Source organism: Methylobacterium variabile (assembly GCF_001043975.1).
In the GTDB taxonomy this organism is placed as follows: Bacteria; Pseudomonadota; Alphaproteobacteria; order Rhizobiales; family Beijerinckiaceae; genus Methylobacterium; species Methylobacterium variabile.
Genome location: NZ_LABY01000011.1, coordinates 17,165 through 37,597, shown reverse-complemented (window position 1 = coordinate 37,597; position 20,433 = coordinate 17,165). Strand labels below are relative to the sequence as shown.

The following is a 20,433-nucleotide window of genomic DNA, read 5'->3' as shown; positions in this document are numbered from 1 at the left end:
CCTGCATCCGCTGGGGCCCGGCGGGCCGGAGACCCGTCCGCCCGTCGAGGGGAGGGCGCCCGGACTAGCGGGTTGAGCCGGAGGGCACAAACGAAAACAGCCGCGGGGCTGGAGGCCCCGCGGCCGTCGATCGATGGCGCGGCGCCCTTCGGCGCCCGCGTCGAGCCTCAGAAGCGCGAGCCGCCCGAGAAGCGGAAGGCCTGCGTCTGGTCCTTGCCGACCTTGCCGAAGCCCGTGTTGAGGCCCTCGTCCTTGGTCAGCGCGTAGGCGTAGTCGAAGCGGATCGGGCCGAGCGGCGAGTTCCACAGGATCGACGCGCCGACCGACGAGCGGATCGTGGCCTTGTCGCGAACGTTCACGCATTCCGGCTCGACGGCGATCGCTGTCGGGCCGATGGCGGTGAAGTTGCAGCCGCCCACCGGGCTGAAGCCGTTGATGAAGCCGTCGCCGTTGACGTCGAAGGCGCGGCGGCCCTTGTAGCCGAACAGCGTACCGGCATCGGCGAAGACCGCGCCCTTCAGGCCGAGGTCGCGGGGCAGGCCCCAGATCGGGAACTGCACCTCGACCGAGGCGCCGACATAGGTCGTGCCGCCGATCGCGTTCGAGCGGGCATCGCCCGAGCCGACGTCGCGCGGGCCGATGCCGTTCGGCGCGAAGCCGCGCACCAGCGACGGGCCGAGGAAGAACTGGTCGGTGACCCGGAGCGTGTTGCCCTCGGTCGGCAGGATGTGGCCGCCCTGGAACTTCACGAAGCCGACGACGTCCTCCCACAGCTCCTTGTAGTAGCGGGCCTCGCCGGTGACGCGGAAGAACTTCGAATCGCCGCCGAGACCGGCGAATTCGGGCTTCAGCTCGCCGTAGAAGCCGTTGCGCGGCAGCTGCAGGTTGTCGAGGGTCGAGTAGGCGAGGGTCACGCCGGCGAGCGAGGTCAGCGTCGAGCCCACCGCCTCCTTGAGGGCGATCGAGGCCTCGCCGTCATAGGCGCAGTTCGGGTAGATCGCCTGCCCGGCCGCGTTCGTGGCCGTGTAGCCGGCGAGCGGGAACGAGCAGTCGTTGTACGGCCGCTTGAGCGTGTTCGGGATCTTCAGGTCGGTGTTGTAGATCGAGTAGCGCAGCGTGACGCCGAACTCCTCGGTGATCGGAAGGCCGAGGCGGAGCTGGCCGCCGACCACGTCGGTCACGTAGCGCGAGTAGCGGGTCTGGTCGCTGTACTTGTTGAAGACGTCGAAGCCGGCCGCGAGGCGGTAGCCGAGGAAGTACGGCTCCGTGAACGAGAAGTCGACGCCGCGGGTGTACTGGCCGGCGGTGCCGGCGATGCGGACGTACTGGCCGCGGCCGAGGAAGTTCGACTCCGAGACCGAGACCTCGCCGATGATCCCGTCCGCCGTCGAGTAGCCGCCGGCGACCGAGAACGAGCCGGTCGGTTGATCCTCCACGTCGATGTTCACGATCACCCGGTCGGGGGCCGAGCCGGGCTCGTTGGAGAACCGCACCTTCTTGAAGAAGCCGAGGCCGTTCAGGCGCCGCTCGGCGCGGTCGACCAGCACGCGGTTGTAGGCGTCGCCCTCGGTGAGGTCGAGCTCGCGCCGCACCACGTAGTCGCGGGTGCGGGTGTTGCCGCGCACGTTGATGCGCTCGATGTAGACCTTCGGGCCGTCCTCGACGATGTAGCCGAGGGCCACGGTGCCGGTGGCGCGGTCGCGCTCGCCGGTCGGCCGGACCTGGGCGAAGGGATAGCCGCTGCGCGCCACCGAGGTGGTGACGCCGGTGAGGGTCTTCTCGACGTCCTCGGCGTTGTAGACGTCGCCGACGCCGGTGCGCAGCTCGTCGCGCAGCACGGTGCCGTCGACGCCGGGGATGCGCGAGTCGACCGAGACCGCGCCGACCCGGTACTGCTGGCCTTCCTCGACCGTGATGGTGATGATCCAGCCGCCGGCGGCGTCGTCGAAGCGCGCATCCGCGGAGGCGACCCGGAAGTCGGCGTAGCCGTTCTTCAGGTAGTAGCGCCGGATCAGGTCGAGGTCGTTGGCGAGCCGGTCGGGATCGTAGACGTCCGACGTCTTGATGAAGCTGAGGAGGTTCATCTCCGACAGCGTCATCAGGTCCTTCAGCCGGCTGTCCGAGTAGACCTGGTTACCGACGAAGCGGATCTCCTTGACGCCGGTCTTGTCACCCTCGTCGATGGTGTAGACCACGTCGACGCGGCCGTTCGGCAGGTCGACGGTGCGGACCGAGACCTTGGCCGAGCCGCGGCCGGCGCGGCGGTAGACCTCGCGGATGCGCTCCACGTCGGCGTTGATGAGGGCCTGGCTGTACGGCCCGCGGGACTTCGACTCGACGATGCTCTCGAGCGTTCCCTTCTCGACCTTCTTGTTGCCCTCGAAGAAGACCCGGTTGATCGTGTTGTTCTCGCGCACGGACACGATGATGCGCCCGCCGCTGTGCGACACGCGCGCGTCCGAGAACATTCCGCTGGCGATCAGGTTGCGGCGGCCTTCCTCGGGCGACACGCCGACCACGTAGGAACGAACCGTCTCCGCATCGATCCGGGAGTTGCCCTGAACGACGATCTGCTGCGCGAAGGCGCTGCCGCTGGCGGCAATGGTAGCGGCCATGACAATGGCGCCCTTCGCCGACGCACGCCGGCGCTTACCCGTCATCGACATCATCAAATGGCCCGTCTCATTTTTTGTCGGCACGGGTTTGCACCCGCAGACGAACGCCCTCTCACGAGGGTCGAAGGTCCCTGGTCCTAGCCCCGCTTCTATCGGGAATCCCTGGCGAAGCAAACGCCACGCTCCCAGCCGATCGGGATTTTGCCCAGACGTGGCCTTCCTGTCACGGGCTGCGGCCAAGCTTTTCACAGCGCAGGGTCAGCGCGCGGTGAACGGCACCCCGGGGCAGGTGCTCCGGAATGGGACAAATTTTACGAAAATTCTCGGGAAATCCGGAGGACCCGCCCGAAACCCGGACGGGTCCTCTCAAGGCCGTCTCAGGTGCCCCGGTTGAACGAGGCGCCGATGTGCAGGATGTCGTTCCAGGTCGCGAACAGCATCAGCATCAGCACCAGGGCGAGGCCGATGCGGAAGCCGATTTCCTGCGCCCGCTCGCTCAAGGGGCGGCCGCGGACGATCTCGACGGCGTAGAACATAAGGTGCCCGCCATCGAGCATCGGCACCGGGAACAGGTTGATGAGCCCGATCGAGACCGACAGCACCGCGATCAGCCCGACCAGGGCGCTCATGCCCCCGACCTTCGCGGCCTGGCCCGAGACGCGGGCGATGCCCATCGGGCCCGACAGCTGATCCGCCGATTCGCGGCCGGTAATCAGCTTGCCGATATAGTTGAAGGTGCGGTCGACCACGAAGTAGGTCTCGTAGGCGCCGATCTTCAGCGAGTCGAGCGCGCCGTAGCGCACGAGCTTGACCTCGGCGGCGTCCCGCGGCCCCTGGATGCCGAGCCGCCCGATCCGCTGGGTGCCGAACGGGGTCTTCTCCTCGAAGCTGTCCGGGGTGGCGGTGAGCGGCGTGGTGACGCCGCCGCGGTCGACCGTGAACGCGAGCCGGTCGCCGGCGGCGCCCGAGACGGTGCGCTGCATGTCGGCGAAGTTGTGGACGGCGCTGCCGTTGATCGTCAGCACCACGTCGCCCGCCTGGAAGCCGGCGCGGTCGGCCGCGCTGCCCGGCTGCACCGCCGAGACCCGGGGCGCCACCTCGTAGCGCCCGGTGGCGTAGACCGCCCCGGCGAAGACCGCGATGGCGAGGAGGAAGTTCGCGACCGGTCCCGCCGCCACGATGGCGACTCGCTTCCAGACGTTCTGGGCGTGGAAGCTCACCGCCCGGTCGGCCGGGTGCATGCGCGAGATCGCGTCCGGGTCCGGCACGCTGGCGCCGTTCATGTCGCCCACGAACTTGACGTAGCCGCCGAGCGGGATCGCCGATATCTTCCAGCGGGTGCCGCGGCGGTCGTTGAAGCCGATGAGCTCGGGCCCGAAGCCGATCGAGAAGCTGGTCACCCCGACGCCGCACCAGCGCCCGACCAGGAAATGGCCGAGCTCGTGGATGAAGACCACCACGGTGAGGACGAAGAGGAACGGCACGATGTAGCCGAGCAGGTTCGTCGTCGCCCCGCCCACGACGTTGAGCAAATCCATGGTCACCTCGATGCGGCGCGGCAGGTCGTCCCGGGCCCGGGACGGCCGCCTGGCCGATCTCCCTCATACAGGTTCCGATGGCCCGCGAACAGGCTCGCGGAGCCCGCCAACTGACGCGACGGCCGGGGGGTTCGACCGTCAGGTCGCGCCGGGTCAAGCCGCGAGGGCCGCCTCGCTCCAGCGGCGCACCTCGGCATCGATGGCGAGCGCCTCCTCGACGTCGCCCGGCGCCGCGGGAAAGCGCGCCGCGAAGTGCTCGCAGGCCCGCTCCACCAGGGCGGCGATGTCGTAGAAGCCGATCCGCCCGGCGATGAAGGCCGCGACCGCGATCTCGTTGGCGGCGTTCATCACCGTCGGCTGCGCGCCGCCGGAGGCGAGCGCGGCCTTGGCGATGCGCAGACAGGGGAAGCGCTCCTCGTCCGGGCGCTCGAAGGTGAGGCTGCCGGTCGCCGCGAGGTCGAGGGGCTTGCCGCGGGCGATGGTCAGGCGGTCGCCGAGGCCCAGGCAATGGGCGATCGGCACCCGCATGTCGGGAACGTAGAGCCCGGCCGTCACGGCGCCGTCGCGCCAGGTCACGAGGGCGTGGACGATCGATTGCGGGTGCACCACGGCGTCCAGGCGCTCCGCCTCGATGCCGAACAGGTGGTGGGCCTCGATCAGCTCCAGCCCCTTGTTCATCAGGGTGGCGGAATCGATGTTGATCTTCATGCCCATCGACCAGGTCGGGTGGGCGGCGGCGTCCGCCGCGCTCGCCGCGGCGATGCGCTCGCGGGTCGCGGTCCGGAACGGCCCGCCGGACGCCGTGATGGTCATCCGGGTGATGTCGTCGATCCGGCCAGTGCCGATCGACTGCTCGAGCGCGTTGTGCTCGGAATCCATCGGCAGGAGGCGGGCGCCGAACTTCTTCGCGTCCCGCATGAAGGCGTCGCCGGCGCAGACCAGGCTCTCCTTGTTGGCGAGCGCCACGGTGCGGCCCTGGCGAATCGCCGCGCAGGTGGGGCTGAGCCCCGCCGCCCCGCTCACCGCCGCCACCACGAGGTCCGCCTCGCGGGTCGCCGCCTCGATCACCGCCGAGGGGCCGGCGCCGCAGGCGATGCCGGAGCCGGCGAGCGCATCGCGCAGGGCAGGACCGCCCTCCGGATCGGCAATCGCCGCGAACTCGGCGTTCAGCGCGCGGGCGACGCGGGCCAGCGCCGCCGCGTCGCGGCCCCCGGCGACGGCGCCGACCCGGAAGCGGTCCCGGTGCTGGTCGAGCAGGTCGGCGGTGGAGCGCCCGATCGAGCCGGTCGCGCCCAGGACGGAGACGGTGAGGGTCAAGGCTGTGCGTGTCCCGTGAGATAGAGGCCGATGAGCAGGAGGCCGGCGAGCGCCGCCACGGCGAAGAAGCCGTCGAGACGGTCCATCACGCCGCCATGGCCCGGGATCAGGCGGCCGGAATCCTTGGCGCCGTAGGCGCGCTTGAGGGCCGATTCGGCGAGATCGCCGCCCTGGCTCAGCACCGAGGCCAGGGCCGAGAGGGCGCAGGCCAGCGGCACGGACAGGGCTTCGGTCGCCCCGAGGTGGCGCGCCCCGGCCGCGACCGCGCCGCCGACGATCGTCGCCCCGACGAGGCCGCCGCAGAAGCCCGACCAGGTCTTCTTCGGACTCACCGCCGGCCACAGCTTCGGCCCGCCGAGGGAGCGGCCGGTGAAGTAGGCGGCGATGTCGGTGGTCCAGACCACGCCGAACAGCCAGAGCGGGCCGGCGAGCCCGATGCGGGGATCGTCGCGCAGCAGCACCGGCACCAGGGCGACGACGAGGGCGCTGGCGAGGCTGGCCGGCGCCCAGATCCGGCCGACCGCCGGCCGGGCGATGAGCGCCAGCGCCGCGAGGCCGACCGCCACGGCGCCCGCGAGCCAGGGGAGGGGAGCGCCGAGCCGCGCGCCCACCACCACGCCGGCGAGGACGAGCCCGGCGAGCGCGAGAAGCGGCCGGTGCGGGGCGGTGCGGGTGATGGCGAGCCACTCGCCGACGACGGCGAGGCCGGCGAGCAGCCAGATCACCGCGAAGATCCAGCCGCCGTTCAGGGTCGCGCCGAGCACCAGGAGGCCCAGCACGATCCCGGAGACCGTGCGGGCGCCGAGCTCCGTCGCCGGCCAGGCCGGGCGGCCGACCGGCCGGCCCGCGCCCGGGGCCTTCGTACCGTCGAGGTCCGGCATCACCCGGCCCGGGCGCTGAGGCCGCCGAAGCGGCGGTCGCGGTTCTGGTACTCGCCGATCGCCGCCAGGAAGGTGGCGTGGTCGAAGTCCGGCCAGAAATCCGGCACGAACACGAACTCGGAATAGGCGGTCTGCCAGGTCAGGAAGTTCGACACCCGCTGCTCGCCGGAGGTGCGGATGACGAGGTCGGGGTCGGGGATGCCGTCGGTGTCGAGGGCGGCGGTGATCGCCGCGACGTCGATCGCCGCAGGCGCCAGGCGCCCCTCGGCCACGGCCTCGGCGAGCTTCTGCACGGCGCGCAGGATCTCCTGGCGGCCGCCGTAGTTGAAGGCGACCACCAGGGTCAGCCGCGTGTTGCGGGCGGTGCGCTCCTCGGCCTCGCGCAGGAGGCCGGCGATGTCCCCCGGCAGGCCCTCGCGCTCGCCGATGATCCGCACCCGGACGCCGTTGGCGTGGAGGTCGGCGAGGTCGCGGCGCACGAACAGCTTGAGCAGGCCCATCAGGTCCGCCACCTCGGCGGCGGGCCGGCGCCAGTTCTCGGACGAGAAGCTGTAGATGGTGAGGTAGGGGATCCGCAGGTCGATGGCCGAGCGCACGGCCCGGCGCACCGCCTCGACCCCGCGGCGGTGGCCCTCGACCCGCGGCAGCCCGCGGCGGGCGGCCCAGCGGCCGTTGCCGTCCATGATGATGGCGACGTGCCCGGGCATGGACTTGTCCGGGGCCGGGCCGGCGCCCGCCGCCTGCGCGCCCTCCGCCTGGCCTGCGTCCAGCAGGGTCACCGTCTCGCTGTCGCCTGCCATGCTGGCCCCGACCCCGGCGGAGCCGCTCCCCGGCTCCGCGCTCCTCACGCGCTCGTCCACGTCAACCCGGCCCGTCATGCCGGTCCTGCGTCAGACCTGCATGATCTCCTTCTCCTTGGCCACCAGGGTCTGGTCGACCTCGGCGATGTGCTGGTCGGTCGCCTTCTGCACCTGGTCGGCCTGGCGCTTCTCGTCGTCCTGGCTGATGGCGCCCTCCTTCTCCAGCTTCTTCAGGAGGTCGAGGCCGTCGCGGCGGACGTGACGGACCGCGACGCGGGCCTCCTCGGCATATTTGTGCGCGACCTTGACCATCTCCTTGCGGCGCTGCTCGTTCATCTCGGGGATGCGCAGCCGGATGGTCTGGCCCTCGGTCATCGGGTTGAGGCCGAGGTCGGATTCGCGGATCGCCTTCTCGACCGCCGCCACCATGCCGCGGTCCCAGACCGAGACGCTGAGCAGCCGCGGCTCCGGCACGCTGATCGTGGCGACCTGGGCCATCGACATCGCGGCGCCGTAGGCGTCGACCTGGATCGGGTCGAGGAGCGACGGGCTGGCGCGGCCGGTGCGCAGGGAGCCGAGGTCGTGCTTCAGGGAGTTCAGCGCGCCCTGCATGCGCCGCTTGAGGTCGTTGAGGTCGAAGGAGGGGGTGGCCATTCCTGCGCGTCCCGAGGCGTCTTGAGGAGAACGGGGGAGGGCGCGCTGCGCGCGCCCTGGTTCGGCTTCAATGAACCAAAACCCGACCCGTCGCAAATGATGCGGCGCGGGCGCCGCCTTACGGGGCGACCAGGGTCGAGGGCGCGGCGCCGGTCAGGATCGCCGTCACCGAGCTCGGGGCGTGGACCGAGCCGACGATCAGCGGCAGCCCGCCGTCGCGGGCGAGCGCGAAGGCGGCGGTGTCCATCACCTTGAGGTCGCGGGCGATCGCCTCGTCGTGGCTCAGGCGCTCGTAGCGCACCGCGTCCGGATTCGTCTTCGGGTCGGCGGAGTAGACGCCATCGACCTGGGTCGCCTTGAGCACCGCGTCGCATTTCAGCTCGGCGGCGCGCAGCACCGCGGCGGTGTCGGTGGTGAAGTAGGGGTTGCCGGTGCCGCCGGCGAGCACCACGACCTGGCCCTTGTCGAGGTGGTGCAGGGCCGGCTGGCGGGCGTAGGTCTCGCAGATCGTCGGCATCGACACCGCCGACATGGTGCGGGCGGTGACGCCCGCGGCGTTGAGGGCGGTCTCGAGCGCCAGCGAGTTCATCACCGTCGCCATCATGCCGAGGGAGTCGCCGGTCGCGCGGTCGATCCAGCCGGCGGCGGAGACCCGGGCGCCGCGGATCACGTTGCCGCCCCCGACCACGAGGGCGATCTGGAAGCCCTGGTGAACCGCCCGGGAGATGTCATCGGCGAGCGCCGCCAGGGTCGGTGGGTGCAGCCAGTAGCCGTCCGGGGCCGCCAGGGCCTCGCCGGAGAGCTTCACCAGGACGCGGCGGAAGGGGGTCGGGCCTTTCTCCGGCAGGGGATGTTCCGGCATGGGCGCTCCTCTCGCCGCCCGTCGCGCGAGGGGCGGCCGCTGTCGTGCTCGAGAGCATCTTGCGACGCGGCGGATGCCGGTTCGTCGCGAAAAATGCGGCAAAATCGAAGACTTGGCACGCCGCACGGGGGCGTCGCGATCGGGCGTCGCTCCCAGCGTCGCTGACGAGTCGGCGGTTTCTAGCCTGTCGGTCCGGGCCCGTCGAGGCGGCAGCGGGCCGGAATCGGCGCAGCCGGGGTCGGAAGGCCGGCACGAAAAAAGGGGGCCCGCATTGGGCGGACCCCCTTTCTCGCGCCGGCGCGGAATGCGACCGGGCTCGTGTCTGGCCGCCGGCCGTCAGCCCTTGGCCGCCGCCGCGACCTCGGCGGCGAAGTCCGGGGCCTCTTCCTTCTCGATGCCCTCGCCCAGCGCGTAGCGGACGAAGCCCGTGAGCTTGACCGGACCGCCGGCCTTGCCCTCGGACTCCTTGAGCACCTGGGCGACGGTCTTCGAGCTGTCGTGCACGAAGGGCTGCTCGAGGAGGGTGACCTCCTTGTAGTAGCTCTTCAGGCCGCTCTCGACGATCTTGGCGAGCACGTGGTCGGGCTTGCCGGCGTTCTTCTCGCGCAGGATGTTGCTCTCGCGCTCGACCGTGGCGGCGTCGACGCCCGAGGCGTCCAGCGCCACCGGGTTCGTCGCCGCGACGTGCATGGCGATCTGACGGCCGAGCTGGCTGAGGACACCGACGTCGCCGGCCGACTCGAGGGCGACCAGCACGCCGATCTTGCCGAGACCCTCGGAGACCTGGCTGTGGACGTAGGACGCGATGACGCCCTTCTCGACGGTGAGCTTGGCGACGCGGCGCAGGGTCATGTTCTCGCCGATGGTGGCGATCAGCTCCTGCAGCTTGTCCTTCACCGTGGTCTCGGCGCCCGGGAAGCGGGCGGCCTCGAGGGCCTCGACGCTGCCGTCGGCGTTCAGCGCCAGCTTGGCGGCCTCGCGGACGAAGGCCTGGAAGCTGTCGTTGCGGGCGACGAAGTCGGTCTCGGAGTTCACCTCGACCACCGCGGCGTGATGGCCGGCGGACTCGACCGCGACCAGGCCCTCGGCGGCGACGCGGCCGGCCTTCTTGGCGGCCTTGGCGAGGCCCTTCTTGCGCAGCCAGTCGATGGCGGCCTCGAGATCGCCGGCGGTCTCGTTGAGGGCCGACTTGCAGTCCATCATGCCCGCGCCGGTCTTCTCGCGCAGCTCCTTGACCATCGCTGCCGTGATGTTGGCCATCGTGGGATCCTCTCGATTGGCGCCCCGGCGCGCCCGGGGGCGCCGGTCGGCGGATAAAGGGAGCCCGGCGCCGTGGCGGCGCCGGGCTTTAAAGAGCGTCCGGTCCGCGGGACAACGCGTCCCGCGTGAGATCCGTGCCGGCGTTACGCCGCGGCGGCGGCCTCGACGAAGCCGCGGGCCTGGTTCACCCAGCCATCGCGGTCGATGCGGCCGTTGAGCTTCAGCTCGCCGTCGACCTTGGCGATGTCCTCGGCCGACATCGCGGCGATCTGCCAGTAGTGGTAGATGCCGGCGTCGTTGAGCTTCTGCACGAGCTGCGGGCCGACGCCCGTGAGCTTGGTCAGGTCGTCCGGCGCGCCGCGGGGGGCGGCGAGCAGCTCGAAGGGCTCGCCGACATACGGCTCGGCGATGTCGACCGTGGCGACCTCGGGCTCGTTGGCCAGCGGCGGCAGCTCCTCGGCCATCGGCTCCTCGGACTCGCCGAGGTCGATGCCGAGGGCACCCTGGCCGCGGGAGATGCCGTCGATCGCCGCACGGGCGACGAGGTCGCAGTAGAGCGCGATGGCGCGGCCGGCATCGTCGTTGGCCGGGACCACGTAGGTGATGCCGTCCGGGTTGCAGTTGGTGTCGACGATGGCCGCGACCGGGATCTTGAGGCGGTTCGCCTCCTTGATCGCCAGCTGCTCCTTGTTGGTGTCGATGACGAACAGCAGGTCGGGCACGCCGCCCATGTCCTTGATGCCCCCGAGCGCCTTCTCGAGCTTGTCCTTCTCGCGGGACAGCATCAGGCGCTCCTTCTTGGTGAGGCCCTGGCCGCCGCCGGCGAGCACCTCATCGACCTTGCGCAGGCGCTGGATCGAGCCCGAGATGGTCTTCCAATTGGTCAGCGTGCCGCCGAGCCAGCGCGAGTTCACGTAGTACTGGGCCGAGCGCTTGGCCGCGTCCGCGATGGTGTCGGCCGCCTGGCGCTTGGTGCCGACGAACAGCACCCGGCCGCCCTTGGCGACGGTGTCGCTCACCGCCTGCAGCGCCTGGTGCAGGGCCGGCACGGTCTGGGCGAGGTCGATGATGTGGATGTTGTTGCGCGTGCCGAAGATGTACGACTGCATCTTCGGGTTCCAGCGGTGCGCCTGGTGGCCGAAATGCGAGCCGGCCTCGAGCAGCTGGCGCATGGTGAAGTCGGGAAGGGCCATGGTCTTCGTTCTCTCCGGTTGTCTCCGCCGCGGAGGAAGCGACCGGCGCCTGACAGGCCATTGCGAAGGAGCAACCGCCAGGGAGCCACCGGCCACCGGAAGCGCCTCATTCAGGCATGAAGCCGGCTCCGCGTGTGGGATGGGCGGGCCTTTATCCGATCGGGGGTGGGATGGCAAGGTGGTGCAAAGAAGGCCGGTGGTGCGCGTCAGAGGCAATCCGGCGGTACGCTGGTCCGCTGCCACTAGCGGCCGATAGAGAGTTAGGACATGCTGCAAGGGCAGGTCGTTAGCTCTAGCGATTCCCTGTTGTTCGGGTGGGCGCCTTTGCAGTATCGGTCCCCCCGTGACCGCCCGTACCTCGGCCCGGGCAGACGGCTCCGGCGTGGCACCGCGGTTCCCTTGGTTTTGAGGCACATAGCGCACATGACGCTTCAGTTCTGGCACGACGCGGAAGCTGCTCGGCACGACAAGGCTGCGCTTGCCGAGGTGGCACGCCGTGTCCTGTTCCATAGCTTCACATCGACGAACGAGGTCAGGGCGGCCCGCTGCGTGGAGATCGGGATCTTGGCACGTGATTCCGGTCTGCACGCGGAAGCCGTCGCGCTGTTCGATCGCGCAGCTGCGGCCGATCCGGCCGATATCCCGTCCCGGTACGAGAAGGCGATTCTGCTCCTGCACGAGGGCAGCCATGTCGAGTGTGTGCAGACGCTGCGGCAGATCCTCGCCCATCATCCGCACGAGGACCGCACCAACATCCTCGCGGCGCGCGTGTTGTACGCCCTAGGGGCGCATCATCAGGCCTCTGCCTGCCTGGACGCGATCCGGCTCGACAGTGTGCATGACCGTCAGGCGTGGGAGCGCCAGATCCGGATCGTTCACGACTTCGGCCGCTACGTGGCTCGGTTTCCAAAGTACGATGCTATTGCCATGGCTGAGCGGCACGAGCGCTCGCCGAACCACCTCTCGGTTGGTGCGCTCACCGAGCGAATCACTGCGGCGCTCGACAGTCGCTCAGGCTTCAGCTTAGTTCGCGCCGGTGACGGGGAAGGGGCCTTTGCGTTCCTCAGCAATACCGACGAGGCCGAGTTTGCTCATCTCTACCAGCACAATCGGCACGACCGCGCTCGGGTCTGGTTCGCCGACACGGTCGATGCCACGGCCCATCCCTTTCTCGGTGAAGCGTTCCGTATCACGGATGTCGTTCGCGACGCTGACGTGGTCGGGATGCCCTATCCCGGCTGGATCCGGCACGAGCATACGATCTTGAGCGTTACCGGCATTTCGTCTCTTACCAACCTGTTGAGAATTGAGCGACGTCCCAACGCTGCCACCTGCACCCAGCTAATCCATGTCGAGTTGCACAACTCAAAGTTGCTCTATCAGATCATGCGTACGCAGACGCGTGTGGGCTTGATCTCCTGTCATCCGGAACTGCCAGAGCGACTGCGGTCAGTGTTCGGCTATGAGCACGTGGACTACCATCATGTGCCCGGCGAGAAGGGGCACAGCCACTTGCTGAGCGAGGAGGCCGTGGCGGGTAGTCACTGGCCCGAGCGTTATCCGCAGATTATCGAGGCTTTGTCGATGCCGATGGATGGAGTTCTCTACATCGTAGCCGCCGGCATTTTAGGGAAGTTCTACTGTGATCGTATTAAGAAGTCCGGCGGCGTAGCACTCGATATCGGTTCTATCGCTGACGGATGGGTGGGATCGCGGACTCGGCCGGGGTTGGAGCAGCTTGTCATTGGATAATATTATTCATATGAAGCGAAATCTCACGAGCGCCTGTCGTGCCTGTCGGTTGCCGATCTCTTGTGGAGATTGGGCGAGCAGTTTGGTTGTATTTTGTAAATGCCTGAATTTGGATCGGTAGGTCAAGAGTTTTTTCGTGAGATAAAATCAGAAGATATCAAAGATGCCGGTTCTCTAGCTTTCCGAAAATTACGTTGGCTTGGTATCCAGTTTGGTTCCATTTGACGAGAGTGTTGGCTAAAATGACTGACTGTTTAAAGGTCACGTCGAGGATAAGACGCGGTCGGTGTCGCGAGCGGGGGCCGCTGCTCGCATGGGCATTGCTCAACAACAATTTTCGCACCTGCTCGTCATGCTGTTGAACCATTTTTTGCTTCTAAGAGAGCAAGTACTGGCATCACTGGACGGGGTTCCAGCTTTAGATGAGTTAAGCAGCAGTGCAAGCACAGGCATAGTGTGGACAGGATGAAGCGCATTTGTCGTCCATGGCGATCTTGTCTCGTAAGAGAACATGCAAGACAATGCTGAGCTTGGCGTGCCTTGGAATCCAATAAAAACTGGATTTTGGGGTCGAGCTGAGCCTTGCCTGTCATTCGTTCGATCGAAGTTGACCCAGACGCAATTTTGTATCAGACCCGTAGCCGCGCGTCCGCCATTGTGGAAGCGATTTTAATCGAGGTAGAGACATGTCGACTGCATACGCGCACTTTCTCAATCATACTGGGCGGCCGATTCATAAGAGCACGCATTACTTTCTCGCATATGAGAGACATTTCAGTCCTTTCATTAATCGGCCGCTGACATTTCTCGAGATTGGCGCCGGAAACGGGGGGTCGTCAGAGTATTGGAAGGCTTATTTTGGGCCCCTTGCAAGAATTGTTACTTTGGATATCAATCCGGCTTGCAAAGAGTTTGAGGATGAGCAGGTTTTCGTGCGCATCGGAGACCAAAGCGATCCTGGATTTCTGCAATCTGTAATCGACGAGTTTGGCGCTTTCGATATCGTCTTAGACGACGGAAGTCACATGATGCCACACGTCAAGGCAAGCTTTGATTATCTTTATCCGAGGATGAGTAAGAACGGCGTCTACATGGTCGAGGATATGCACACTGCCTATTGGGAAGAGTACGGTGGCGGACTCAAATCGCAGGCGTCCTTCGTAGAGCGCTTCAAAGATTTTATTGACGATATTAATGTGCGCTTCATCAGAGACAATAACGGCTCGGTTCAGGGATTAGATGGTGCATATTGTCTTTCGATTTATGAGAGCATCCTAGTTATCGAAAGATCTTCTTTCATTAACGGAAAAATGACCTTGCTGGGTGATTCTCAGCGTCGCGTCAACCTGAATGCATCGTAACAGGTTTGATATGCTGGAAGGTCGATACATCGTAGTACCCTGCCTAAAATAACTTCTGAAACGGACAAAATTGGTCGCGCGCGAAAGCTTGCATAATTCTTAAGCGCGTGGCCGATTTTTGGCTCCAGGTTATCTGCATCCCCAGTGGTGATAGTGAAGTCAAAGTGCGACATGCTGACCAAAGCTCTAATGCTCCTGTACAAGACCGGTGGATCTTGAGGCAGGTAGATTTAGAATTTTTACTCGCAAAATAGAATGTAAAATCTGAAAATTTCACTTGATGCATGTCGATGAAACGTAGTATGTAAGCAAAAGCTGTCGGCCCAGCATTTGCTATTCATAACGCTAAGTGAGTTCACAAATGACCAGCTTGCGCCGCTGTGTTAGATACTCGAACAAGGTTGACGCTCGTCTGTCTGATCCGTCAGTCGAAATATGGCGCCGAGCCTACTACGTGCCCATCAACGACAGGGTTGCATGGGAACATGGGGGTGGATGGGGTCTGTTCGACGCCGACGGAGCGACCATCGAGGCCTCGAACTATTATCGCGGCCCCGGTAAAAATGTTGTTGGGCAGGGCCTTTCGACTGACTTGCCCTTATCTTCGATCGATGTCGCTCCGCCCGGCAAGTACCTCTATGGCGGCAATCTTATTAACCATTATGGACATTTCCTCTTGAGTACGCTATCGAGATTTTGGCTTGCTCATATTGAAGACATAAGTCATTACCGTATCGTTTGTCATGCCGCAGGTACTCCCAGTTCCTGGTTTTCAAATCGGTTTGTCCGAGATATATTTGGAAGCCTCGGGCTGACAGAAAAAAATTTCGTTGTATTTAAACGTCCAACACTACTGCCGGAAGTCATGGTTCCGCGTCCAAGCGCGGAAGAGCATAATTTTACACATCAGATTTATAACAATTTAGGCCGCACTATCGGACAAAATTTTTTGCGTGACTTTGAGCTTGAGATTAATGATCGACCGATTTGGCTTTCTAAAACGAAGCTTGGATCTGGAGTACAAGGAATTGCCAATGAGGATAGGATTGTGGAACTGATGGAGGCAGAAGGCGTCGAAATCATTCATCCCCAAGAGCTGTTTCCTCTTGCGCAAGTTATGATGTTCAATACTCGCAGTAAAATTATGAGTGCTGCCGGATCCGCGCTCCATACAAAGTTGTTTGGCGCTGCAGGTCGGGTAATATGCTTAATAAATCATGAAACGATAAATAGCAATTATGCGCTCACCGAAACATTTTCTCCGAATCCTATAGAATTTTATACATGTGATATGCATGAGTCTACCAGTGCTACAAAAAAATTCAACCAAAGTTTAGTTATCGAGAATCCTGAAAATGTCGCTAGAGAGCTTTTGAGCGCAATACATAATTAACGATTGAATGAAAGTCTCCGATCTTGATGGGTTAGAGTAAGAAGTCCGCGGTTCTTGAATTGTCCGTCGACGAAGTCTCCCATTTTTAGCTTGACAGCTCACAATGGGAGGCTTCTTCAATGGACGAGTATCGTCCTCTAGACCACTTAAAGTGGAGCTGAAAATATCATATCGGCTTCATTGCTTAATTTACGTGATGCGATGAATTATATCTATAATACAATCTGTTTTGATGGCGTATTTGATGATCAATCTTCCTTAAACCCATACTCCGGCACTCCCTCCTCATTCCCATAATACTTATACGGCAGAAATTTACCCGACATCTGCAGCTTCACCCGGTCGCCCTTGTTGTTCGGTTCGCGTTCCATCGTCATATTGAAGTCGATCGCCGACATGATGCCGTCGCCGAACTCCTCCTGGATCAGCTCCTTCCAGGTGGTGCCGTAGACCATCACCAGCTCGTAGAAGCGGTAGATCAGCGGGTCGGTCGGTGGCATCGTGGGAATTGAGCCGCGGTAGGGTGCCTCGTTCAGCATCCGCTCCTCGGCCTCGCTCAAGCCGAACAGGGCGGCGGCCTTCGCCGCCTGGGCCTTGGGCAGCTTCATCTGGCCGAGGCAAGCGGCGGTGATCAGGATCGGCGAGAGGCCGCCGATCTCGTCCTGGATGTGCTTCCAGGCCCAACCCTTCTCGCGCTTGATGTCGAGGAGCTTCTCCGTAAGGTCTTCGCGCTTCATGAGTCTCTCCCGTGGTGAAGGGTGTCAGGTGGATGGTCGGGCGGCAGCTGCCGCTTGCCCTCCCAGGGCTTCTGCTCGCTGCCTTTCCGCCCGGTATGCCCGAGCTGGATCGCCGGCACGCCGCCCATCTCCTTGATGATGCGGGTGACGCGGGCGAGGCCCTCGATGTGCCGGTCGTCCCAGAGGCCGGCGCAGGCGATCGTGGTGCGCCCCTCCGGCGTGATCGCGATCTGCTCGGGAAAGACGAGGCCGAACCCGCCGGCCGCCCGCGAGCCGTAGAGCATCACGTGGTAGTCGCCCATCACCCCGTCGACCGAGCGGTGCATGGTCATCGGCGACATCGCGATCCGGTTGCGGAGCGTGACGTCCTTCAGGGTGAAGGGGCTGAACAGGTCGGGCATGGCGGCCTCGCGGGAAGGGGCAGGCCGCGCGGCATCCTGCGCAACCGCCCGTCCCCCATGCCTACGCTCCGGAAACCATTGCCCGCAAGGGAGTGGGACGGTGGAGGATCGTCCACCGTCCTCCCATCAGCGTGAGGCGGTCACCACCTCACTCGATGCCGAGCTTCGCCTTCAGCAGCGCGTTCACCGCCGCCGGGTTGGCCTTGCCGCCGGTGGCCTTCATGGTCTGGCCGACGAACCAGCCGAGCAGGGTCGGCTTGGCCTTGGCCTGCTCGACCTTGTCCGGGTTGGCGGCGATGATCTGGTCGATCGCCGCCTCGATGGCGCCCGTGTCGGTGACCTGGCGCAGGCCGCGGCTCTCGACGATCTGGCGCGGGTCGCCGCCCTCGCTCCAGACGATCTCGAACACGTCCTTGGCGATCTTGCCCGAGATGGTGCCGTCGCCGATGAGATCGACGACCGCGCCGAGCTGCGCCGCCGAGACCGGGCTGTCCTCGATGCCCTTGCCCTCCTTGTTCAGGCGGCCGAACAGCTCGTTGATGACCCAGTTCGCGGCAATCTTGCCGTCGCGGCCCTTGGCCACCGCCTCGAAGTAGTCGGCCGAGGCGCGCTCGGCCACCAGCACCGTCGCGTCGTAGGGCGACAGGCCGTACTCGGCGATGAAGCGGGCCTTCTTGGCGTCGGGCAACTCCGGCAGGTCGGCCGCGAGCCTGTCGACGAAGGCTTGGTCGAACTCGAGGGGCAGCAGGTCCGGGTCGGGGAAGTAGCGGTAGTCGTGCGCCTCCTCCTTGGAGCGCATCGAACGCGTCTCGCCCTTGTTCGGGTCGAACAGTCGGGTCTCCTGCTCGATCGTGCCGCCATCCTCGATGATCGCGATCTGGCGCCGGGCCTCGACCTCGATCGCCTGGCCGATGAAGCGGATCGAGTTGACGTTCTTGATCTCGCAGCGGGTGCCGAAGGGATCGCCGACCTTTCGCACCGAGACGTTCACGTCGGCGCGCAAGTTGCCCTTCTCCATGTCGCCGTCGCAGGTGCCGAGGTAGCGCAGGATGGTGCGCAGCTTCGTCACGTAGGCCTTGGCCTCCTCCGAGGAGCGCAGGTCCGGCTTCGAGACGATCTCCATCAGCGCCACGCCGGACCGGTTGAGGTCGACGAAGCTCATCGTGGGGGACTGGTCGTGCAGGGACTTGCCGGCATCCTGCTCGAGGTGCAGGCGCTCGATCCCGACCCGGATGCTCTCGCCCTCCGGCAGGTCGACCAGCACCTCGCCCTCGCCGACGATCGGGCTCTTGTACTGGCTGATCTGGTAGCCCTGCGGCAGGTCCGGGTAGAAGTAGTTCTTCCGGTCGAACACCGAGCGGTGGTTGATCTGCGCCTTGAGGCCGAGGCCCGTGCGCACCGCCTGTGCGACGCATTCGCGGTTGATCACCGGCAGCATGCCGGGCATCGCGGCGTCGACCAGCGAGACGTTGTCGTTCGGCTCGGCCCCGAAGGCGGTCGGCGCGCCGGAAAACAGCTTCGAGCGGCTGGTGACCTGGGCATGGATCTCCATGCCGATCACCACCTCCCAGTCGCCCAGCGCGCCCTTGATCAGCTTCTTGGGGTTCACGGGAGCGTTCATGAGGGTCTTCTGTCTCTCGGAATCCTCCCCTCTTCCGTGTGGGAGAGGGGCAGGGGGTGAGGGTGCTACGGTCCCGAGCCATGCTCGACCGTCGCGCTGCCAGCGCCACGCTCAGCGATTGACACTGAAGCGTGTCAGCCTCACCCCTGCCCCTCTCCCGAACGGGAGAGGGGTACGTTGCGCCTAGTAGGAAGTGTCGTGCCCGCCGGTCAAGCGCGCGGCGCGATCGTCCGGCGGGCGGTGTAGCCGATGACCGCGTAGATCAGGGCCGCCGCCGTGCGCACGGGGAAGAAGGTCGGCAGCTCGCGCCCGATCGGGGCCGGCCAGGGCACGCCGAGCCCGGTCAGCACCCAGGAGACCAGCACCGAGACGACGAGGGCGATCATCGCCACCAGCACGACCTTGCCGAACTGGTCGGCCTTCCAGCCGAGGTAGAGCGCGATCCCGATCAGCACGGGATCGAACGCGGCCCAGATCCAGACTTCGGGCGGGTAGTAGGGGACGGTGGGGTGGTTCACGCCCACCACGCCTGCGGCAGGGCGATGCGGCCGGCCGCCTCCTCGATCACCTGGCCCGCCGCGAACAACGTCTCCTCGTCGAACGGCCGGCCGATGAGCTGGAGGCCGAGCGGCAGGCCCTGCCCGTCGAGCCCCGCCGGCACCGCGATGCCGGGGAGGCCCGCCATGTTCACCGTCACGGTGAAGACGTCGTTGAGGTACATCTCGACCGGGTCGGCATTCGCCTTCTCGCCGATGCCGAAGGCGGCCGACGGCGTGGCCGGGGTGAGGATCGCGTCGACGCCGGCGGCGTAGGCCTGCTCGAAGTCGCGCTTGATCAGCGTGCGGATCTTCTGGGCCCGGACGTAGTAGGCGTCGTAGTAGCCGGCCGAGAGCACGTAGGTGCCGATCATGATCCGGCGCTTGACCTCGCGGCCGAAGCCGGCGGCGCGGGTCTGCTCGTACATCCCGACGATGTCCTTGGCCGGGACGCGCAGGCCGTAGCGCACGCCGTCGTAGCGGGCGAGGTTCGAGGAGGCCTCCGCCGGCGCGACGATGTAGTAGGCCGGAAGCGCGTACTTGGTATGCGGCAGCGAGACCTCGACGATCTTGGCGCCGGCGCTCTTCAGCCACTCAGCGCCCTGCTGCCACAGCCGCTCGATCTCGGCCGGCATGCCGTCGACCCGGTACTCCTTCGGGATGCCGATGGTCAGGCCCTTCACGCCGCGGTTCACCGCCGCCTCGAAGTCGGGCACCGGCAGGTCGACGGAGGTGGTGTCCTTGTCGTCGTGGCCGGACATCGAGGCGAGCAGGATCGCGGTGTCGCGCACCGTGCGGGCGATCGGCCCGGCCTGGTCGAGGGAGGACGCGAAGGCGACGGTGCCCCAGCGCGAGCAGCGGCCGTAGGTCGGCTTGATGCCCACGGTCCCGGTGAAGGCCGCCGGCTGGCGGATCGAGCCGCCGGTGTCGGTGGCGGTGGCGCCGAGGCAGAGCCGGGCGGCGACCGCGGCGGCCGAACCGCCGGACGAGCCGCCGGGCACCAGCTTGGCGTCCGAACCCTGGCGCCGCCAGGGCGAAACGACGGGGCCGTAGGCGCTGGTCTCGTTCGACGAGCCCATGGCGAACTCGTCGAGGTTGAGCTTGCCCAGCATCACCGCGCCGTCGCGCCACAGGTTGTGGCTGACGGTCGACTCGTAGTGCGGCTGGAAGCCTTCGAGGATCTTCGAGCCCGCGGTGGTGACGACACCGTGGGTGCAGAACAGGTCCTTGATGCCGAGCGGCAGGCCCTCGAGGGGCCGGGCCTCGCCGGCGGCGAGCTTCTGGTCGGCGACCGCCGCCATGGCCAGCGCCCGGTCGGGGGTCTCGAGCAGGTAGGCGTTGAGGACGCGCGCCTTCTCGATCGCGTCGATGTGGGCCTGGGCCAGCTCCCGGGCGGAGAAATCCTTCGCCCTCAGGCCGTCGCGGGCCTGTGCCAGGGTGAGGTCGGTCAGCGCTGCCGGCTTGGTGCTCACGATCGTTTCGTCCTGTCGCGGGCCTGCCGGCCCCATCGGT

General features: G+C 66.0%; 17 protein-coding genes. 3 read left to right on the top strand and 14 right to left on the bottom strand.

The features are described from left to right. Window positions 1-167: 167 nt before the first annotated feature. The 9 genes from bamA to VQ02_RS01700 form a co-directional block, all read right to left on the bottom strand. A complete protein-coding gene (bamA, locus tag VQ02_RS01740) occupies window positions 168-2,669 on the bottom strand; it encodes an outer membrane protein assembly factor BamA (RefSeq protein WP_048442426.1) in 2,502 nt (833 codons plus the stop codon). 323 nt (window positions 2,670-2,992) lie between these two features. Continuing rightward, complete coding sequence (rseP, locus tag VQ02_RS01735; RefSeq protein ID WP_048442425.1) at window positions 2,993-4,153, bottom strand: RIP metalloprotease RseP; 1,161 nt, start codon at window positions 4,151-4,153, stop codon at window positions 2,993-2,995. Window positions 4,154-4,306: 153 nt separating this feature from the next. Continuing rightward, entirely contained in the window at window positions 4,307-5,470 is a 1,164-nt protein-coding gene (dxr, locus tag VQ02_RS01730; protein ID WP_048442424.1) for a 1-deoxy-D-xylulose-5-phosphate reductoisomerase, read from the bottom strand. Further along, window positions 5,467-6,351: a phosphatidate cytidylyltransferase gene (locus VQ02_RS01725; protein ID WP_048442423.1), complete on the bottom strand. Its 885-nt coding sequence runs from the start codon at window positions 6,349-6,351 to the stop codon at window positions 5,467-5,469. The genes dxr and VQ02_RS01725 overlap by 4 nt, the downstream gene beginning before the upstream one ends. Continuing rightward, window positions 6,351-7,151 carry an isoprenyl transferase gene (locus VQ02_RS01720; protein WP_048442443.1) on the bottom strand — a complete coding sequence of 267 codons (801 nt, stop codon included), beginning with the start codon at window positions 7,149-7,151 and terminating at the stop codon, window positions 6,351-6,353. The genes VQ02_RS01725 and VQ02_RS01720 overlap by 1 nt, the downstream gene beginning before the upstream one ends. A gap of 90 nt (window positions 7,152-7,241) precedes the next feature. After that, complete coding sequence (gene frr / locus VQ02_RS01715; RefSeq protein ID WP_048442422.1) at window positions 7,242-7,805, bottom strand: ribosome recycling factor; 564 nt, start codon at window positions 7,803-7,805, stop codon at window positions 7,242-7,244. 118 nt (window positions 7,806-7,923) lie between these two features. Beyond that, window positions 7,924-8,667 carry a UMP kinase gene (gene pyrH / locus VQ02_RS01710; protein WP_048442421.1) on the bottom strand — a complete coding sequence of 248 codons (744 nt, stop codon included), beginning with the start codon at window positions 8,665-8,667 and terminating at the stop codon, window positions 7,924-7,926. Window positions 8,668-9,003: 336 nt separating this feature from the next. Continuing rightward, entirely contained in the window at window positions 9,004-9,927 is a 924-nt protein-coding gene (gene tsf / locus VQ02_RS01705; protein WP_048442420.1) for a translation elongation factor Ts, read from the bottom strand. 143 nt (window positions 9,928-10,070) lie between these two features. Next, window positions 10,071-11,120 (bottom strand): 30S ribosomal protein S2, encoded by a 1,050-nt coding sequence (locus VQ02_RS01700; RefSeq protein WP_048442419.1) that lies wholly within the window; start codon window positions 11,118-11,120, stop codon window positions 10,071-10,073. A gap of 423 nt (window positions 11,121-11,543) precedes the next feature. On the opposite strand from VQ02_RS01700, the gene VQ02_RS01695 reads away from it, so the two are divergent. From VQ02_RS01695 to VQ02_RS35280, 3 genes are all read left to right on the top strand, one after another. Then, window positions 11,544-12,872: a GT-D fold domain-containing protein gene (locus tag VQ02_RS01695; RefSeq protein ID WP_167350697.1), complete on the top strand. Its 1,329-nt coding sequence runs from the start codon at window positions 11,544-11,546 to the stop codon at window positions 12,870-12,872. A 686-nt stretch (window positions 12,873-13,558) separates the two neighbouring features. Then, window positions 13,559-14,233: an O-methyltransferase gene (locus VQ02_RS35285; RefSeq protein WP_083468987.1), complete on the top strand. Its 675-nt coding sequence runs from the start codon at window positions 13,559-13,561 to the stop codon at window positions 14,231-14,233. Window positions 14,234-14,687: 454 nt separating this feature from the next. Next, entirely contained in the window at window positions 14,688-15,626 is a 939-nt protein-coding gene (locus VQ02_RS35280) for a glycosyltransferase family 61 protein (protein ID WP_167350696.1), read from the top strand. Window positions 15,627-15,874: 248 nt separating this feature from the next. On the opposite strand, the gene cynS is transcribed toward VQ02_RS35280, so the two are convergent. The 5 genes from cynS to gatA form a co-directional block, all read right to left on the bottom strand. Next, a complete protein-coding gene (cynS, locus tag VQ02_RS01690) occupies window positions 15,875-16,363 on the bottom strand; it encodes a cyanase (RefSeq protein ID WP_048442418.1) in 489 nt (162 codons plus the stop codon). After that, window positions 16,360-16,764, bottom strand: a complete 405-nt coding sequence (locus VQ02_RS01685) for an oxidoreductase (protein WP_048442417.1) — start codon at window positions 16,762-16,764, stop codon at window positions 16,360-16,362. Before VQ02_RS01685 ends, cynS begins: the two co-directional genes overlap by 4 nt. A gap of 148 nt (window positions 16,765-16,912) precedes the next feature. Next, window positions 16,913-18,385 carry an Asp-tRNA(Asn)/Glu-tRNA(Gln) amidotransferase subunit GatB gene (gene gatB, locus VQ02_RS01680; RefSeq protein WP_048442416.1) on the bottom strand — a complete coding sequence of 491 codons (1,473 nt, stop codon included), beginning with the start codon at window positions 18,383-18,385 and terminating at the stop codon, window positions 16,913-16,915. Between the two features lie 209 nt (window positions 18,386-18,594). Further along, the gene (locus VQ02_RS01675) at window positions 18,595-18,909 is read right to left on the bottom strand and encodes a hypothetical protein (RefSeq protein WP_425339869.1); all 315 of its coding nucleotides are present in this window, start codon (window positions 18,907-18,909) and stop codon (window positions 18,595-18,597) included. Continuing rightward, window positions 18,900-20,429, bottom strand: coding sequence for an Asp-tRNA(Asn)/Glu-tRNA(Gln) amidotransferase subunit GatA (gene gatA / locus VQ02_RS01670; RefSeq protein WP_245239590.1), 1,530 nt, complete (start codon window positions 20,427-20,429; stop codon window positions 18,900-18,902). The genes VQ02_RS01675 and gatA overlap by 10 nt, the downstream gene beginning before the upstream one ends. Window positions 20,430-20,433 lie beyond the last annotated feature (4 nt).

Bases quoted from the DNA above. Each gene is read 5' to 3' on its own strand.
- bamA (WP_048442426.1), bottom strand. From the start codon at position 2,669: ATGATGTCGATGACGGGTAAGCGCCGGCGTGCGTCGGCGAAGGGCGCC.
- rseP (WP_048442425.1), bottom strand. From the start codon at position 4,153: ATGGATTTGCTCAACGTCGTGGGCGGGGCGACGACGAACCTGCTCGGC.
- VQ02_RS01725 (WP_048442423.1), bottom strand. From the start codon at position 6,351: ATGCCGGACCTCGACGGTACGAAGGCCCCGGGCGCGGGCCGGCCGGTC.
- VQ02_RS01720 (WP_048442443.1), bottom strand. From the start codon at position 7,151: ATGGCAGGCGACAGCGAGACGGTGACCCTGCTGGACGCAGGCCAGGCG.
- frr (WP_048442422.1), bottom strand. From the start codon at position 7,805: ATGGCCACCCCCTCCTTCGACCTCAACGACCTCAAGCGGCGCATGCAG.
- pyrH (WP_048442421.1), bottom strand. From the start codon at position 8,667: ATGCCGGAACATCCCCTGCCGGAGAAAGGCCCGACCCCCTTCCGCCGC.
- tsf (WP_048442420.1), bottom strand. From the start codon at position 9,927: ATGGCCAACATCACGGCAGCGATGGTCAAGGAGCTGCGCGAGAAGACC.
- VQ02_RS01700 (WP_048442419.1), bottom strand. From the start codon at position 11,120: ATGGCCCTTCCCGACTTCACCATGCGCCAGCTGCTCGAGGCCGGCTCG.
- VQ02_RS01695 (WP_167350697.1), top strand. From the start codon at position 11,544: ATGACGCTTCAGTTCTGGCACGACGCGGAAGCTGCTCGGCACGACAAG.
- VQ02_RS35285 (WP_083468987.1), top strand. From the start codon at position 13,559: ATGTCGACTGCATACGCGCACTTTCTCAATCATACTGGGCGGCCGATT.
- cynS (WP_048442418.1), bottom strand. From the start codon at position 16,363: ATGAAGCGCGAAGACCTTACGGAGAAGCTCCTCGACATCAAGCGCGAG.
- VQ02_RS01685 (WP_048442417.1), bottom strand. From the start codon at position 16,764: ATGCCCGACCTGTTCAGCCCCTTCACCCTGAAGGACGTCACGCTCCGC.
- gatB (WP_048442416.1), bottom strand. From the start codon at position 18,385: ATGAACGCTCCCGTGAACCCCAAGAAGCTGATCAAGGGCGCGCTGGGC.
- gatA (WP_245239590.1), bottom strand. From the start codon at position 20,429: ATGGGGCCGGCAGGCCCGCGACAGGACGAAACGATCGTGAGCACCAAG.